The 17,741-nt window shown below is 40.4% G+C and carries 13 protein-coding genes; 6 read left to right on the top strand and 7 right to left on the bottom strand.

The annotated features are described in order from the left end of the window. The first annotated feature begins 51 nt into the window (after positions 1-51). Positions 52-1,863 carry a DNA polymerase III subunit gamma/tau gene (locus ACGE0T_RS03435; protein ID WP_459189141.1) on the top strand — a complete coding sequence of 604 codons (1,812 nt, stop codon included), beginning with the start codon at positions 52-54 and terminating at the stop codon, positions 1,861-1,863. Positions 1,864-1,957: 94 nt separating this feature from the next. Here ACGE0T_RS03435 and ACGE0T_RS03440 read toward each other — a convergent pair whose 3' ends face one another. The 3 genes from ACGE0T_RS03440 to queC all read right to left on the bottom strand — a co-directional run bounded on the left by ACGE0T_RS03440 (position 1,958) and on the right by queC (position 4,070). Beyond that, the gene (locus ACGE0T_RS03440) at positions 1,958-2,743 is read right to left on the bottom strand and encodes a 3-keto-disaccharide hydrolase (protein WP_459189142.1); all 786 of its coding nucleotides are present in this window, start codon (positions 2,741-2,743) and stop codon (positions 1,958-1,960) included. Positions 2,744-2,861: 118 nt separating this feature from the next. Next, the gene (gene queF, locus ACGE0T_RS03445; protein ID WP_459189143.1) at positions 2,862-3,329 is read right to left on the bottom strand and encodes a preQ(1) synthase; all 468 of its coding nucleotides are present in this window, start codon (positions 3,327-3,329) and stop codon (positions 2,862-2,864) included. A 69-nt stretch (positions 3,330-3,398) separates the two neighbouring features. Next, on the bottom strand, positions 3,399-4,070 hold the full coding sequence (queC, locus tag ACGE0T_RS03450; RefSeq protein ID WP_459189144.1) for a 7-cyano-7-deazaguanine synthase QueC: 672 nt from the start codon (positions 4,068-4,070) through the stop codon (positions 3,399-3,401). A 272-nt stretch (positions 4,071-4,342) separates the two neighbouring features. On the opposite strand from queC, the gene ACGE0T_RS03455 reads away from it, so the two are divergent. Continuing rightward, a complete protein-coding gene (locus ACGE0T_RS03455; RefSeq protein ID WP_459189145.1) occupies positions 4,343-5,797 on the top strand; it encodes an OmpP1/FadL family transporter in 1,455 nt (484 codons plus the stop codon). A gap of 383 nt (positions 5,798-6,180) precedes the next feature. On the opposite strand, the gene glgP is transcribed toward ACGE0T_RS03455, so the two are convergent. Both glgP and ACGE0T_RS03465 read right to left on the bottom strand, forming a co-directional pair. Further along, positions 6,181-8,748: an alpha-glucan family phosphorylase gene (gene glgP / locus ACGE0T_RS03460; RefSeq protein WP_459189146.1), complete on the bottom strand. Its 2,568-nt coding sequence runs from the start codon at positions 8,746-8,748 to the stop codon at positions 6,181-6,183. Positions 8,749-8,850: 102 nt separating this feature from the next. Then, complete coding sequence (locus tag ACGE0T_RS03465; RefSeq protein ID WP_459189147.1) at positions 8,851-10,509, bottom strand: glycosyltransferase; 1,659 nt, start codon at positions 10,507-10,509, stop codon at positions 8,851-8,853. Between the two features lie 128 nt (positions 10,510-10,637). Between ACGE0T_RS03465 and ACGE0T_RS03470 the strand changes: the two genes are divergently transcribed. From ACGE0T_RS03470 to ACGE0T_RS03480, 3 genes are read left to right on the top strand one after another with little or no spacing between them, the layout of a single operon-like run. Beyond that, a complete protein-coding gene (locus ACGE0T_RS03470) occupies positions 10,638-10,928 on the top strand; it encodes a hypothetical protein (protein WP_459189148.1) in 291 nt (96 codons plus the stop codon). A gap of 3 nt (positions 10,929-10,931) precedes the next feature. Beyond that, positions 10,932-11,477, top strand: coding sequence for a lysophospholipid acyltransferase family protein (locus ACGE0T_RS03475; RefSeq protein WP_459189149.1), 546 nt, complete (start codon positions 10,932-10,934; stop codon positions 11,475-11,477). Positions 11,478-11,482: 5 nt separating this feature from the next. Then, on the top strand, positions 11,483-12,271 hold the full coding sequence (locus tag ACGE0T_RS03480) for an amidohydrolase (protein WP_459189150.1): 789 nt from the start codon (positions 11,483-11,485) through the stop codon (positions 12,269-12,271). Between the two features lie 144 nt (positions 12,272-12,415). On the opposite strand, the gene dnaK is transcribed toward ACGE0T_RS03480, so the two are convergent. Both dnaK and feoB read right to left on the bottom strand, forming a co-directional pair. After that, positions 12,416-14,335, bottom strand: coding sequence for a molecular chaperone DnaK (gene dnaK / locus ACGE0T_RS03485; RefSeq protein ID WP_459189151.1), 1,920 nt, complete (start codon positions 14,333-14,335; stop codon positions 12,416-12,418). A 391-nt stretch (positions 14,336-14,726) separates the two neighbouring features. Then, positions 14,727-17,213: a ferrous iron transport protein B gene (gene feoB, locus ACGE0T_RS03490; protein ID WP_459189152.1), complete on the bottom strand. Its 2,487-nt coding sequence runs from the start codon at positions 17,211-17,213 to the stop codon at positions 14,727-14,729. A 100-nt stretch (positions 17,214-17,313) separates the two neighbouring features. On the opposite strand from feoB, the gene ACGE0T_RS03495 reads away from it, so the two are divergent. Then, entirely contained in the window at positions 17,314-17,706 is a 393-nt protein-coding gene (locus ACGE0T_RS03495) for a 2-amino-4-hydroxy-6-hydroxymethyldihydropteridine diphosphokinase (protein ID WP_459189153.1), read from the top strand. The last annotated feature ends 35 nt before the right edge of the window (positions 17,707-17,741 follow it).

The following is a 17,741-nucleotide window of genomic DNA, read 5'->3' on the forward strand; positions in this document are numbered from 1 at the left end:
GGTAAATGAATTATTTTGTATATCTTTGTATTGTCAATAAAAAAGCAGAGAATGGATAATTATATTGTTTCAGCAAGGAAATACCGTCCTTCTACTTTTCGTAGTGTGGTAGGGCAGAAGTCCTTGACAACTACACTGAAAAATGCAATACAAAACAACAAGCTGGCTCATGCATACCTGTTCTGCGGTCCCCGTGGAGTAGGAAAGACTTCTTGTGCCCGCATCTTTGCAAAGACAATTAACTGCCTTAATCCGACAACTGACGGGGAAGCTTGCAACGAATGTGAGTCCTGTAAAGCTTTTAATGAGCAACGTTCATATAATATCCATGAACTGGATGCTGCTTCCAATAACTCGGTGGAAGATATACGTGCTTTGATAGACCAGGTCCGTATCCCGCCTCCAATCGGAAAATATAAGGTATTCATAATAGATGAGGTGCATATGCTGAGTTCAGCAGCTTTCAACGCTTTTTTGAAAACATTGGAAGAGCCGCCTCATCATGCACTTTTTATTCTGGCTACGACAGAGAAGCATAAAGTATTGCCTACTATTTTGTCCCGTTGCCAGATTTATGATTTTTCCCGTATCTCGATAGCGGATATGGTTGAACATTTGCAATATGTATCTTCATCCGAAGGGGTGACGGCAGAGCCGGAAGCTTTGAATGTAATAGCTCAGAAAGCGGATGGCGGTATGCGTGATGCCCTGTCGATTTTAGACCAGGTAGTAAGTTTTACCAATGGGAACATTACGTATCAGGCTGTAATCGACAATCTGAATGTACTCGATTACGAATATTATTTCCGTTTGACGGATGCTATGTTATCCGGGAATGTCAGGAGTGCTTTGCTTATTTTAAATGAAATATTAAGTAAAGGCTTTGATGGACAAAATATTATTACCGGATTGGCTTCCCATTTCCGTGATTTATTAGTTTGCAGAGATGAATCGACCCTTGTTTTATTTGAAGTTGGGGCATCTATACGCGAGCGTTATAAAGAAATGGCAAAACGTTGTTCGGAACAGTTGCTGTTTAAAGCGATAGAATTGGCAAATAGTTGTGACTTGAATTATCGTGCCAGCCGGAATAAACGTTTGTTATTAGAGCTGACACTCATACAGCTTTGTCAGTTAAGTATGCCCGGACAAGCGATGGAGGATAAAAAAAAAGGACTGATTGAGCCTATCTCTTCAGGAGGGCAAGCAAATCAATCGACTCAGCCGGCAGCTGCAACGCAGGCTACTACTTTCCAGTCTGCACCGCCTTTACAACAACCGGTATCTTCTTTCCAACATACGGCTCCGGCTCCACCTCAGCAATCAATGAATGGAGGAGTATCTACGATTCATAATATGGTTCCGCAAGGACCTCCTCCGGAGGCACGCATAAAACGTCCGGCACGTCCGCCGCAGTTTGGAACGTCAATTAAAGATATAGGAGCGAAACGCCCGGAAGTTCAGGCCACTACACAGACGGCAACAGTAACACAAGATGTCGTTTCTCCTTTTTCTCAGGATGATTTGGTTCGTTGCTGGGAGGCTTATGCTTCTTCAATCGACAAGAAGGTCTATCTTAAAAATACAATGATAAATTGTAAGCCAACGTTGCAAGAGAACTTTATGTTTGAAGTTGGCGTCCATAATCCGGGGCAGCAGGATGAATTGACAAATGGTTGTATCGATATTTTAGGTTATTTGCGTACTCAACTGAAAAATACCCGTATCCAGATGAGAGTTCGTATCATCGAGTCGAATGAAAAGCATTTGGCTTATACTTCGACCGAAAAATATGAACATCTGCTAGAGATTAATCCTGTATTGGGAAAATTAAAGGAAGAGTTTAATTTGTCATTAGATTGATATCTCAGATTTATATCATTGATAGAAATAAAAAATGCGAATAATACGGATGATTCTATTCCGCGTTATTCGCATTTTATTTATGTATTATTTATTAGAGTTCTCTTAACCAGATGTTACGGAAGCTAATCGGTTCGCTTGGATCTCCATGCGACTGCAAGATGATAGGACCTGCATCATGTTTTTCTATTTTCGGGAAACCGATATATTCTGTTGTACCTAAAATCGTTGTATTGTTTTGCAGTACGACTCCGTTTTGTATAACTGTTACACGGGGAGGTACGCGGTAAGTGCCGTCTTCTTTAAAGATAGGAGCGCTATAGATAATATCGTATACGTTCCATTCGCCCGGTTTACGCATTGCGTTTGCCAATGGAGGGGTTTGTTTGTATACACTACCTGTTTGACCGTTTACGTATGTTTCGTTATTATAGCAATCCAATATCTGGATTTCATATTTCCCTTGCATAAAAACTCCACTGTTTCCACGCGCCTGGCTGCTACCTGAGATTTTTTCAGGGACACACCATTCAATGTGCAACTGGTAGTTGTTGAATTTTTGTTTGGTTTGGATATCGCCCGTTTTTTTATCTACGGTAAATACTCCATTATGTACGTTCCATTTAGCCGGTCCTCCGTTAACGCTCTCCCAGGCTGATAAATCTTTCCCATCGAAAAGTACGATTGCATCGGATGGTGCCGAATTTGTTTTAATATCCCCAGGAGTAACAATCTTTGGTTGAGGCGTCCAGTATTCAGACATACCGGGTGTCATTTTTTCGGGTTGGGGATACTGTTTTTGCGCGGATAAGGTACCGGCACATGCCGTACAAGCCAAAACTGCCAATGCAGTCTTCATTGTAAGATTTTTTTTCTTCATGGCCTAAATTTTATTAGATTTATAAATTCTGATTGCAAATGTACAAAAAAACAGAGATGTTGGTAACAGGATGTTGTTTTTTTAAGGCAGAGACTAAAAAGTTAACTCTGCCTTTTAATTACATGCCTTTATGTGTAAAAAGTCTTTGTTCCGCCAGTTGCTCGTATTTTGTACCCGGGCGGCCATAGTTGCAATACGGGTAGATGCTGATACCACCGCGAGGGGTGAATATACCGGTTACTTCTATGTATTTGGGGTTCATTAAAGCAATCAGGTCTTTCATGATGATATTGACACAATCTTCATGGAAAGCTCCGTGACTTCGGAAACTGAACAGATAGAGTTTGAGGCTTTTGCTTTCAACCATTTTTATATCCGGAATGTAGTCGATGTGGATTGTAGCAAAATCCGGTTGACCTGTAATGGGACAAAGACTGGTAAATTCCGGACAATTAAAGCGTACCCAGTAATCGTTTTCCGGGTGTTTGTTAGTGAACGCTTCCAAAACTTCCGGTGCATAATCTTGCTTGTATACAGTGGAACTGCCTAATAAGTGCAATTCGTTTTCGTCTTTTCTCGTATCCATATTTTTTAGTTGACAATGGTCTGTCTATTTTATTAATCTATTTATTTTATCTCTTAAAGCTGCCAACTGTCACTTGTCAACTGTCAATTGCTTCAGGTATTTTTCTAATCCTTCCCTGCGAAGTTTGCAAGCAGGGCAATGTCCGCAGCCATCTGCCAGAATGCCGTTATAGCAGGTTAATGTTTGCGTACGTACAAGATCGAATACACCTAATTCGTCGGATAATTGCCATACTTCACTTTTGTCTCGATCCATTAATGGGGTATGGATTACGAATTGTTCGTCCATTGCCAGGTTTAATGTGACATTCAGCGAGCGGACAAAAGTATCACGGCAATCCGGATATCCGCTGAAATCAGCTTCAGATACACCTGTTACCAGGTTGAAGATTCCTTTGCTCCGTGCCATAATAGCGGCAAAGGTAAGAAATACCATATTCCTGCCGGGGACAAATGTGTTCGGATAACTATCTTCCGGTTTTTCCTGATCCATCTCAATTGCATTGTTTGTAAGTGAGCAATTCGGATCTAACTGACTAATCAGGGATACGTCCAGAAGATGGAACGGAACGTTGGCATCTGTAGCGATTTTTTGTGCAACTTCTATTTCGAGAGAATGCTTTTGTCCGTAAGTAAAACAAACGGCTTCAACATGTTTAAAATGCTTCTTCGCCCAAAACAGGCAGGTTGTGGAATCTTGTCCACCGGAGAAGCAAACCAAAGCGGCTTCTTGATGTTTCATATATATTCTTGTTTTTAATACGTGGTTTAGCAAGCACACGGAAAAGAAAATATTCCTTTTCGATGCAAAGATACGGATTTCTCTTCAATAATTTTTTAGGGTGAGGCTTGAATGAATAGAGCTGACTTTATATTAATTGCACAATATTACTGTATGTGTGCTGCACATTTATGTGATAATTGTGCAATATTAAAGAAAAGTATCTTATCTTTGCCCACGTTTTTGCGTCTTGGGAAGGCGTAAGAGAATAAGTATTAACTAATTAAATTTTTATGAAAAAAGTTATCGCATTAGCGTGTTTATCTATGTTACCTATGACTTATGCAGCGGCAGAAGGTTATCAAGTAAATGCACAAAGTACAAAACAAGCTGGTATGGGACATGTCGGGGCTGCCATGAAGTTGGGAGCGGAGAGCATGCATTTCAATCCGGCCGGATTAGTATTTATGGATAAGAATGTGGATTTGTCGGCTGGTATAACAGGTGTGTTTGCAAATGCAAAGTTTACAAATGGCGACTATACCGCGAAAACAGATAATAAAGCCAGTACTCCTTTATATGTATATGCAGGTTTTAAAATTTATGATAACCTGGCTGCCGGTATCAGTTTGAATACTCCTTATGGAAGTTCTATTAACTGGGGTGAGGATTGGAAAGGAGCTCATTTGGTTCAAAGTATTTCTTTAAAAGCATTTAATATTCAGCCAACTGTTTCCTGGAAAATCATGGATCGCCTGAGTATCGGTGCAGGTTTGATGATGGAATTTGGTAATATCTCTCTGGATCGTGCTTTGATGGGGCCGGGTGCCATGACTAATATGGCAGGTGCAATGGTAAAACAGATTGTTGCTGCTCATCCTGAGTTGGCACCTGTTATTTCCGGAATGGTAGGTCCGATACAACAGCAAATGGCTAAGTATGATGACGCATCGGCAGCTTCAGTCCAGTTGAATGGTGATGCCGGCGTTCGTTTAGGATTTAATGTGGGTGCGATGTTCGATATTAATGAAAAATGGACGGTTGGTGTTTCTTATCGCTCGAAAGTAACAGCTCGTGTAAAAGAAGGTAATATCGGCTTATCGTATGCTAACCAGGATGATTTGAATAATATTTTGGGACAGGTACGTGGTTTGATTGGGGAAATGGAAGCAATGGGCATTAAATCTCCTATACCAGCCGACCAGTTGCAGGTTCCGCCGTTGGAAAAAGGAACATTCTCTGCTGAACTGCCTTTACCTGATAACTGGAATGTAGGTGTAACTTATAAACCGACAAACCGTTGGACTGTATCCGGTGAAGTTCAGTTTGTTGGTTGGGGTGCTTATAAATCATTGGATGTAGAGTTCTCTCCGTCAAGCTTGTCCCAATATAATATCAAAGCTGAAAAGAACTATCATAATAGCCGTATTTACCGTGTAGGTGCACAGTTTGCTGCTACAAAACGTTTTGATGTTCGTTTCGGTGCTTATTATGATGAGTCTCCGGTAAAATCAACATTCTTGAATCCGGAAACACCGAGTATGGATAAATTAGGTATTACAGCCGGTTTGAGTTTCCGTCCGGTAAATAATCTGTCTGTAGATTTTGCATTCTCTTATGTAACCGGTTTCGGTCGTGATGGCTCTTATACGGATAAAGATATCTTTACGAAGATGGACCGTACTTTCGGAGGACATTATAATGTATATGCTCTGATGCCGTCCATCGGTTTGTCTTATGCTTTTTAAGGATTTGATATCCTGATCTTTTAGTCTAATAGATAGATAAACTTATATCAGTAGCCGCTTGGGATAGTTTATTCCGGGCGGCTTTTTTATTGAATTATATGAGATTTGCTATCATATTCTATTTAGCTTGTGCTTTTAATTCGTAATTATGGATTGAGATGCTAAAAAAATAATATGGGATACCGACAAACAACTGGCTGCCGTCTCAATCCGGATGCCGGAGATAGGGGAAGTGATGGGGATAAACTAATGCAACTGTAAATCAGGTGACAGTTGGGTCGGTTTCGCGGAGGAATTGTGAAGTTTGTATGGGTCGTAAACAACAAAAAAAGACAGTCTCGTGATGAAACTGTCCCTTTTTTAATTATTTAGAAGTAATGTAATTAATTCTGAATCCAACGAACATACGCGAAGTCCATACGATGAGGCAATTCTTTGTTTACAGGATAAACGCGGAAACCTACTTTATGAATACCAGCTTCACTTGGCGTTGTTGTAAGTTCAAAGAATAATTTGGAACCTTCTTCTTTTTTCAGTTTGAACGGTTCTACAGACAGTATTTCCAACTGATGTTTTTCGTTTTCTTTAGTTACAACCATTTCCACGCCTAACATACCTTGTAGTTCGTGACGGTCGATCACTAAATTGAACTTGTAATTCTGTCCTACAACCGGCCCGTCTGCATTGAAGTCCATATTGCTGGTGAATGATTCAACCTGGAAGCTATCCCAATGTTCTGCAACTTCTTCTTTCCATGCAGCAATTCCTTTAGCTATTGCAAAGCCGTTTTCCGATAAATGTGCAGAACGGGTTGCCAACTTATTGTAGAAACGGCTAACATAGTCGTCCAACATACGTTTCATTGTATAATCCGGTGCAATCTGAGACATTGAGTTCTTGATGTATTGAACCCATTCAGGAGAATATCCTTTACTGTTCTTTGCATAATACAACGGAATAATTTCTGTTTCCAATGTATGGTAGATAGTAGCGGCATCCAACTGGTCCTGATATTGCTGGTTCTCATAAGTACGCTTGTCGGTCAAAGCCCAACCAGCTCCTTCTTTGTAACCTTCATACCACCATCCGTCTAATACGGAGAAGTTCAATACACCGTTCATTTCTGCTTTTTCGCCGGATGTTCCGGAAGCTTCCAATGGACGTGTCGGAGTATTTAACCAAACATCGACGCCTGCAATCAGGTGACGTGCCAAACGCATATCGTAGTTTTCGAGGAAGATAATCTTGCCTAAGAATTCCGGACGGCGTGAAATTTCAACAATGTGTTTAATCAATCCCTGTCCGCCACCGTCTGCCGGGTGAGCTTTACCTGTAAATACAAACTGGATTGGGTATTGTTCGTTGTTTACAATCTTAGCCAGACGTTCCAGGTCAGTAAATAATAAGTGAGCACGTTTATATGTTGCAAAACGACGTCCGAAACCGATCATTAATGCATTCGGATTGATCTTGTCGAGAACGGATACAACTTTGGCAGGATCACCTTGGTTTTTCAACCAGTTTGCCTTGTACTCACTCTTGATATATGAAATGAGCTTGTCTTTCAATGTTCTGCGGATAGCCCAAATATCATCGTCAGCTATATTTTGTATAGCTTCCCAGTATTTTTTGTTAGACTGGTCTTTGAAGAACTTCTTGTCAAGACGTTCGGCAAAGAAACGTTTCCATTCGGTGGATGCCCAAGTTGGCATATGTACACCGTTAGTTACATAACCTACATGTAATTCGCTGGGGAAATAACCCTTCCAAACCGGAGCAAACATGTGTTGTGATACTTTTCCGTGCAGCCAGCTTACGCCGTTTGCTTCTTGACACGTATTCAAAGCAAATACGCTCATGGAGAATTTCTCGTTTGAACCGGGGTTTTCACGTCCCATATCAATGAATTCCTGCCAGCTGATTCCTAACTTGCCTGGAAATTCTCCCATATAGCGACCGAACAAACCTTCATCAAAATAGTCGTGTCCGGCAGGAACCGGAGTGTGAACCGTGTAAAGGGCAGAAGCACGAACAACTTCCAATGCCTGGTTGAATGCCAGACCGTCGTTTTGGATATAATCAACCAAACGCTGTGCGTTGATAAGGGCTGCATGTCCTTCGTTACAGTGATAGATTTGTTTTTTGATGCCTAATTTATTTAACATCAGGATACCACCGATACCTAACAGGTATTCCTGTTTCATACGGTTTTCCCAGTCGCCACCATATAATTGGTGTGTAATGGAACGGTCCCATTCACTGTTCAGAGGAATATCCGTATCCATTAAATATAAAGGAACACGTCCTACACTTACTTTCCAGATATGAGCGTAAACGGTACGTCCGGGATAAGGTACTTCCAATACCATTGGCTCGCCGTTTGACTGCAAAACCTGTGTAAGAGGCAGTGCATTGAAATTCTGTGCTTCGTAGTTGGCAATCTGTTGTCCATCCATAGACAAAGACTGAGTGAAATAACCGTAACGATATAAGAAACCGACAGCTGTCAGGTCAATGTTGCTATCGCTGGCTTCTTTCAAATAATCCCCTGCTAATACACCTAAACCTCCAGAATAGATTTTCAGAATGTTGGTTAAACCATATTCCATACTGAAATAAGCTACAGACGGTTTAGTTTTATCCGGTTTTGCATCAACGTAATCCCTGAAGATTGAATAAACGGCTTTGATTTCAGACATTAATACGTCGTCAGCCATAATTTCTTCAATACGTTTGTAAGACAGACTTTGTAACAGAAGCACAGGGTTTCCCTGTGTTGATACCCAAAGTTCTGCATCAATCTTACCGAACAATTTAGCACCTTCATGATTCCATACCCACCAAAGGTTAGTTGCCATCTCGTAAAGAGGGCGTAGAGGTTCAGGAAGCATGGAGTGAGAATAAACATCCTTCCAAATCGGGCTGTTTGCGTTATTCGCTTTAATTTTCATTATCGTGAAGTTTAAAATGTTTCAATAAATATAAAAACTTAGTTCTCTTTTTGTCTAAAAGTGGTGCAAAGATAGTATTATCTCGCTAATTATGAGAGTATTTTAATTATTTCTTTCTTTTGATTTTGCCAATGCCATATTGAAAGCTTCTTCATAATAAACAATGAATTTGCTCCATTCGGCTTTGCTTGCCAGCTCGAAACTCCTTGTACGGATATTATCTATTTCCTTTTCATCTTTGCCTACGAGGGTCAGAATAGAGTCGGTGATGGCATCTGCTACTTCAAAATAATTAAAATCGTTACGGTTGATAACAGCAACACCTTCGCTTATGTTATTTCCGGATACGCTTTTCTTTGCCCAAAGGCCAAAGCCTGCTAAGTCCGTCGTAATGGTGGGTATGCCAAAAGCAATACTTTCCAGAGGAGTATATCCCCACGGTTCATAGTAGGAAGGATAAACCGTTGCATCCATACCGATTAATATGTCATAATAGGGCTTATTCAGAATGCCATCGTGTCCATCCAGATAACAGGGAACAAATATGATTTTAAGCTTATCGGAGGCTGAATTGGTAAAGCCTACGTGTGAGATATGATTCAGTACTTTGTCCTGTTCCATCATGTTCAGCCAGTGTGTTATGAATGGCATTTGCATGGGAGATGTAGTCCGGTAATTTTCTTTTATGGCTTCTTTGAGGTCACTCCGGGCATCGCGAACCCAAGCTGGGACCATAATGAAAGCCACTACTTCCCGTTGCAGCTTTCCGGAAGTACGTATCCGGTTCATGGCTTCGATGAAGACATCTATACCTTTATTCCTGTACTCATAACGTCCGCTGGTAGATACGAGAAATGCATCAGGTGAGATCGAGCATCCCAATAGTTTTTCTGCCATATTGAGTAATGCCCGGCGTGCCTCGGCACGTTTGGACGGATATTCTTTTTTATTGGGTACAAAATTACGTTCAAAACCGTTTGGAGTGACAATGTCGGGAGCTTTATCCAGCAATTGCTGGCATTCACGTGCTGTGATATCACTTACTGTAGTAAAACAGTCCACGTAATATGCTGCTTTCTTTTCCAGAGAATGTTTGGCTTCCATGTTCAACTCATGTGCCATTTGGTCGCCGTTATAGCCGTTCATGTAGGCATATAAAGCTTTATTGTTTCCGGCAATGGAGCGTCCGATAGAAGTTGCGTGGGTGGTAAACAGGGTTGCGATCGCCGGTATTTGTTTCCGGATATATAAAGCACCCATACCCAGCATCCATTCGTTGAATAGGGCTGCTACTTTTTTATTTTCCAGTTTATGATAATGGTAAAAACTTTCGATCACTTTTCCTACCGCATAGGCAAAAATACAAGACTCATCGTAATCTCCGTATGCGTGTATGGAGTCTACCTGGAAATTTTCCCATATAGAATAAAAGAAAGCATCTCTTTCTTTAAAAAACGGTTTAAAATCCACGAGTACAACGGGAGGTGTCCCCGGTACATTCCATCGGCCTACTTTTATCTTTAAACTGTCTGTGGTTTTTGCATAAGCTTTCCACTCTGCGAACAGAATATCGTCTTCGATAAAATCAGCGGGAAGAGAGTTATTCCATACATCCGGTCCTATAAAGATTAATTTATCTTTAAAGTGTTGTTGTAATGTATGAGCTTTGGTTGAAAGGACCGTATAAATGCCTCCAACTTTGTTACACACTTCCCAACTGCTTTCAAAAAGATATTCTGGCGTTGATATTACGTTATTCATAAACGATTTTGTTTATAATCAGATGATTCAGGGCGCAAAGATACGTCTTTTTTATCTTTTTTTCCAACTGTAGATGTTATTTAATAAATGAAATACGTAGATTTGTAAATATTTTAAATTAATCAACTATGGCAAAGAGAAGAATTTTGAAGAAAGATATCGGTTATGTAGCCGGAGATTTATTCTTGGAAGCATTGGTTTGTAAGCTGTATATTCCAGGCGTAGATCTGGAAAAAACAGATGTACTGTTGTCCCGTATTTTGGATATGCAGGATAATTTTATTTCGCGTGCAAACCATACTGACGGAAAAGACAATAAGAAGTTGGTAAAAGACTATTATCGTAAGCTTCGTGCTGATTTGCAGGAAGAAGTAAACGCTATCGGGGCAGAAATAGGGGAGCTAAGCAAAGAAAAATAAAGAATGAAGAAAGCTATTTGTAAGGCACTTCTTCGATTGGTTGGCTGGAAACTCGGTCCGTTAATCGAAGATGTGCCTAAATGTGTTATATGTGTTGCTCCGCACACCAGTAATTGGGATTTTATTGTCGGGAAACTTTTTTATACATCCATAGGGCGTAATGCCAGTTTCTTGATTAAGAAAGAGTGGTTTTTCTTTCCATTTAATTTATTGTTTAATTGGTTGGGAGGGGTACCGGTAGACCGGCATAAGCGGACTTCTGTTACAGACCAGATGGTAGAACAGTTTAATACCCGGAAGGAGTTTCAATTGGCAGTGACACCGGAAGGTACTCGTAAGCGGGTGGATGAATGGAAGAAAGGTTTCTATTATATTGCTCAAAAGGCAAATGTTCCTATCTTAATGGCTTATTTTGATTATAAGAAGAAGGAAGCCGGTTTCAAAGGCGTATTTTATCCTACGGGTGATGCAGAAAAGGATATTCGTGCAATTCGTGAAAAATATAGAGATGTAACGGCTTGCCACCCGGAAAATTTCGTCCAAATTTAAATCTTATGACAGAGAATTTGCGTATTAGCATGCTCCAGTCCCATATTGTTTGGGAAGATCTGAATAAAAATCTTGAACATTATGAGAGCTTGCTTTGCCGTGTCGGCGGGAAGACCGATGTTGCTGTTTTGCCTGAGACGTTCACTACGGGTTTTTCTATGCAGGTGGAAAAAAATGCAGATGCGGCAAATGGTGTAACTGTTGCAACTTTGAAAGGATGGGCTTTAAAATATAAACTGGCAGTAGTTGGTAGTTTTATAGCAAAAGAAGAAGGAAAGTATTTTAACCGTGCCTTTTTTATAACTCCCGAAGGGGAGTTGTCCTTTTATGATAAGCGACATTTATTCCGGATGGCTGGTGAGGATAAACATTTTACTCCCGGGAATAAACGAACTGTTATTAGGTATAAAGGCTGGAACATTTGCCTGCAAGTCTGTTATGATCTTCGTTTTCCGGTGTGGAGTAGGAATGTTGGCAATGAATATGATGTATTGATTTACGTTGCCAACTGGCCGGAAGCACGTAGAGTTGCCTGGATATCCTTATTGCAAGCCCGAGCTATAGAGAATGTAGCTTATGTATGTGGTGTAAACCGTGTTGGGATAGACGGAAAAGGTTTTCTCTATAGTGGTGACTCGATGGTAATTTCTCCCAAAGGGAAGAAATTGGCTGATGTAGGCAAACGCGATGCGGCAACTCGTACATGTACACTATCTAAAAGTGATCTTGAAAATTTCCGTCAAAAATTTCCGGTCTGGAAAGATGCAGATCATTTTGTTTTGGGAGATATGTAATATATAGTAAAGGAATGATGTCGTAAACCTTTAAGTCCGTATTTCAGGTGGGGGGGATGTTATTCTTTGTCTATGACATAAAAAAAGCGATTGTTGGATTTAATCCGGCAATCGCTTTTTTATCTTATGTGGGAGAAGTATATGTTATTTTACTTCCTCAAAATCTACATCTGTTACACCACCGTCTTGTTTATTGTTTCCGGCGTTACCTCCAGTTTGCTGTCCGCCGAAGTCCGGTCCTGGTTGTGCACCACTCTGTGCATTCTGAGCGTTATACATTTCCTGACTTGCAGCCTGGAATACACTGTTTAGTTCTGCCATAGCAGCATCGACACCTGCGATATCCTGAGCTTTATGAGCTTCTTTCAGCTTATTCAAAGCTGCTTCGATAGGAGCTTTCTTATCAGCCGGAAGTTTGTCTCCCAGGTCTTTCAACTGTTTTTCAGTCTGGAAAATCATACTGTCAGCCTGGTTCAGCTTGTCAATACGTTCTTTTTCTTTCTTGTCTGCTTCAGCATTGGCAGCAGCTTCTTCTTTCATGCGTTTAACTTCGTCATCGCTCAAACCGCTGGAAGCTTCGATACGGATACTCTGTACTTTACCGGTTCCTTTATCTTTTGCAGAGACATTCAGAATACCATTTGCATCAATATCGAAAGTTACTTCAATTTGAGGTATACCACGTTGTGCAGCAGGTATTCCATCAAGGTGGAAGCGACCGATTGATTTATTATCTTTAGCTAAAGAACGTTCTCCCTGTAAAATATGGATTTCTACAGATGGCTGGTTGTCAACAGCAGTTGTGAAGACTTCGGATTTCTTAGTCGGAATAGTTGTGTTAGACTCGATTAATTTTGTCATCACACCACCCATTGTTTCGATACCTAATGACAGCGGAGTGACATCCAGCAATAATACATCTTTCACTTCACCGGTCAATACTCCACCTTGGATTGCTGCACCAACAGCAACAACTTCATCCGGGTTAACACCTTTTGACGGAGCTTTACCAAAGAATTTTTCAACGATTGCCTGTATTGCAGGAATACGTGTTGAACCACCAACTAAGATAACTTCATCAATATCCGAGGTGCTCATGTTAGCGTCTTTCAGTGCTTGACGGCACGGTTCGATACAAGCTTGAATCAAACTGTCTGCCAACTGTTCGAATCGAGCACGAGTCAATGTCTTTACAAGGTGTTTAGGCACACCGTTTACCGGCATGATATACGGTAAATTAATTTCTGTGCTTGTTGTGCTTGACAATTCGATTTTTGCTTTTTCAGCAGCTTCTTTCAAACGTTGCAAAGCCATCGGATCTTTACGTAAGTCAACACCTTCTTCGCGCTGGAATTCTTCAGCTAACCAGTCGATGATTACGTGGTCGAAGTCATCACCTCCTAGGTGAGTGTCACCATTTGTAGATTTTACTTCGAATACACCATCTCCTAATTCCAGAATAGAGATATCAAATGTACCGCCACCCAAGTCGAATACGGCGATTTTCATATCTTTATTGCTCTTATCCAAACCGTAAGCTAAAGAAGCGGCAGTCGGTTCGTTTACAATACGGCGAACATTCAATCCTGCAATTTCGCCAGCTTCTTTAGTTGCTTGACGTTGTGCATCGCTAAAGTAAGCAGGAACAGTGATAACAGCATCTGTTACCTCTTGTCCCAGATAATCTTCTGCTGTTTTCTTCATTTTCTGAAGAACCATTGCAGATATTTCTTGTGGAGTATATAAACGACCATCGATATCTACGCGTGGAGTATTATTGTCACCACGTACTACCTTATAAGGTACACGGGATATTTCTTTTTGAACCTGGTCGTAAGTTTCACCCATGAAACGTTTGATAGAGAATATTGTCTTTTCAGGGTTTGTAATTGCCTGGCGTTTTGCCGGATCACCAACCTTACGTTCGCCACCTTCAACAAATGCGACAACGGATGGAGTAGTTCTTTTACCTTCGCTGTTTGCAATAACAACAGGTTCGTTACCTTCTAATACTGCAACGCAGGAGTTCGTTGTTCCTAAGTCAATACCTATAATCTTTCCCATAATTGATAAATATTTTAATTGTTATTATTTCCTTTATAATTGCTACTCTAATCGAGTTGCACAAATTGTTGTACAAATCATATGCCAAAGTAACAACGGAAGGATTGGAAAAGTTCTCTTGTCATAAATCATGACAATACGGCAGAAGTTGTCAACGATAGTTATTTACAGCATGGTCTATCTTTAGATGGCAGGGTGGAAGATTTGGTTAAGTTTTTGTTTTTAGCTGATTTATTGGCATTTATTTCTTTCTTTAGGTTACATCCCCGGCAACCGCAACAAGGATTGTTTTTTGTTGTGGGGCGTGTCAGAAATTTGTATATTTTAAAGCCGATGTTGATAACGACAAAAATACCGATAATGATGATTGCTATATCCTGCCACATAATTGTTACCCGTTAAACAAGTTAATTAGTAAACTTCCAGTTTGGAATACAATAAATGAAACAATCCAAGCAAGGACACATGTATAAACTATGACAAATATTCCCCATTTCCATGAACCTGCTTCATGTACGATTGCAGATATGGTAGCAATACATGGGAAATAAATTAGAACAAACAGCATCAGGCTAAGCGCAATAAGAGGTGTGAATACCAGTTGTCCTTCTGCATTTCTGTCCTGCTTCAGTCGTTCGGACAGGGCTTGGCTGTCGTCTGCTTCTCCTGTGTATAGTACACTAAGAGTACTGACAACTACTTCTTTAGCTGCCATTCCTGTTAGCAGGCTGACACTCATCTTCCAATCGAATCCTAATGGAGCCAATACAGGTTGAACCGTTTGACCGATACGCCCGATATAAGAATTTTGCTGATGTTCTATTTTTTTCAGATGTTGTAATTCTGTTAATGTTTCGTTTTTTGTTTCCGAATAGGTTTCTGATTGTTCTATTTCTGCTATTTGCTTGTCATAAATGTCTCCTTTTTCAGTGTGACGTGGAAAATAGCCGAGAAACCATATTATAATAGAAGCAACCAGTATGACTCCTCCCATTTTATGCAGGTATTGGCGTGCTTTTTCCCACATATGAATGAGGATGGATTTACCGGTAGGCATTCGGTATGGGGGTAATTCCATAACAAAAGGCACTTCTTCTTCCTTGAATAAGGTACGTTTGAATATACGTGCCATTATTACTGCCAGTAGAATACCGGTTACATATAATGAGAGTAAAATAACACTTGCATTATGGGGAAAAAACGCTCCGACAAGTAATACGTATACCGGCAGGCGGGCACTGCAACTCATTAATGGGTTGACAAGCATGGTTATCATCCGGCTATTGCGGCTTTCAATGGTACGGGATGCCATAATAGCCGGGACATTACAACCGAATCCCATTACCAATGGGATAAATGATTTTCCATGTAATCCCATTTTATGCATGATTTTGTCCATGATAAATGCAGCACGTGCCATGTATCCCGAATCTTCCATAAATGAAATGAACAGATAAAGTATAAGGATGTTCGGTAAGAATACGATAACGCCTCCGACTCCCCCAATAATACCATCAACCAAAAGGTCTTTGAGCGGTCCTTCATTCATATGGTTACGAACAAAATCTCCAATTATGCCAACCAGCGATTCTATCCACTCTTTCGGATATTCTCCTAAACGGAAAGTAGCTTCAAACATAATCCACATGAACAGGATGAAGATGGGGAAACCTAATACCTTATGAGTGACAAACAGGTCGATAATTTGTGTGCTGGTAGCTTCCTTTATTTTATTTTGCTCAAAGGTCTCCCGCAAAGCTCCGGATATGAAACCGTAGCGAGCATCGGTAAAAGCTGTTTCACAATCTTCGTTCAGCAGTTTCTCTATTTCGCTGGCTGCATGATCCCGTTCGAGGATAACAGAATCCGAATCAGGTAAAGCTTTTACAAAAGCATCTATTTTAGGGTCACCTTCCAGTAACTTAATGGCAAGATAGCGCTTTGACAAACTCTTTCCGACATTTCCGTTTTGCTTTAATTCATGCCTTACGTTGTATATCGCTTTTTCCAGCACTTCACCGTAATTAATATGAATATGGCGGAGTACAGGATCTTCTTCTTCGTATACTTTGATTACCCGGTTGAATAAATCTTCAATACCAAACCCTGTTTTACTGATAGTCGGAACAATTGGAGTTCCAATCATACGGGATAGGGATTCGTGGTCGAATTTGTCACCGTGTTCTTGTAGTTCATCATACATGTTGAGGGCGATAACCATACGGACATCCATATCGATTAGCTGGCATGTCAAATACAGATTTCGTTCCAGATTGGATGCATCTACAACATTGATTACTACATCCGGATGTTCTTCATTCAGGTGTTTACGGACATAAAGTTCTTCAGGAGTGTAGGCAGACAGGGAATAAGTTCCTGGTAAGTCTACTATTTTAAAGGTATATCCGTTTTGGTGGAAAGTTCCTTCTTTTGCATCAACAGTGACACCACTATAGTTTCCTACATGTTCGTGTGCCCCGGAAGCGAAATTGAATAAAGATGTTTTTCCGCAATTTGGATTCCCAACTAAGGCTATATTTATTGTTTTACCTTTACGAAGGGCCATTGCCTGGAGATTCTCTTCTGAAGATATTGTATATGAATTGGCTGTATGGTTCTCCAACTCTTGTCGAAGTTCTTCATTTTCTAAGTCGGCAGTACTGACCACTTCGATCATTGCAGCATCGTTTCGGCGTAGGGAAACATCATAACCCATAACGCGATAATGGATGGGGTCCTTTAATGGCGCATTCTGGATGACATCCACTTCTTTACCTCTGATAAATCCCATTTCGATAATGCGTTTACGGAAAGCACCGCGTCCCATCACCTTTACTATAATCCCTTTTTCGCCTGTACGAAGTTCTGATAGTCTCATCTTTAGCTAAAATCTCATGCAAAGGTACTATGAAATGATTTGGCAGACAATACCTACTAGTCGGTATTTTTTTTAGTTTTGTGGCAGTAAAAAGAATGGAATGATGGAGTTGGATTTATTGAATAAAATTATTTTGAGTTTGGGGGCCAATAATAACAGTGAAATAAATATTGCGGCAGCCGACGATTTATTACGTAGCAACTTTGTTTCTATTCATTTTTCCGAGCCGGTTTATACGGAGCCTATCGGGGATATAAAAACGGGTTTGTTCCTGAATCAGGTTGCTATTGCATATACTTCCAACTATCCGGATGAAATAAATAAGATATTAAAACAGGTAGAACGTGCACTTGGGCGTACTCCTGAGAGTAAAGAACAAGGGATTATTCCTATAGACATTGATTTGCTCCAATGGAATGAGCAAGTATTAAAACCTGATGATCTACAAAGGGATTATGTCCGTTCACTTCTTCGTACTCTTTCTATTTTCTGAATTAAGTATAATACGAAAAAACAGCGCGAAACAAG

This window comes from Parabacteroides sp. APC149_11_2_Y6 (assembly GCF_054506995.1).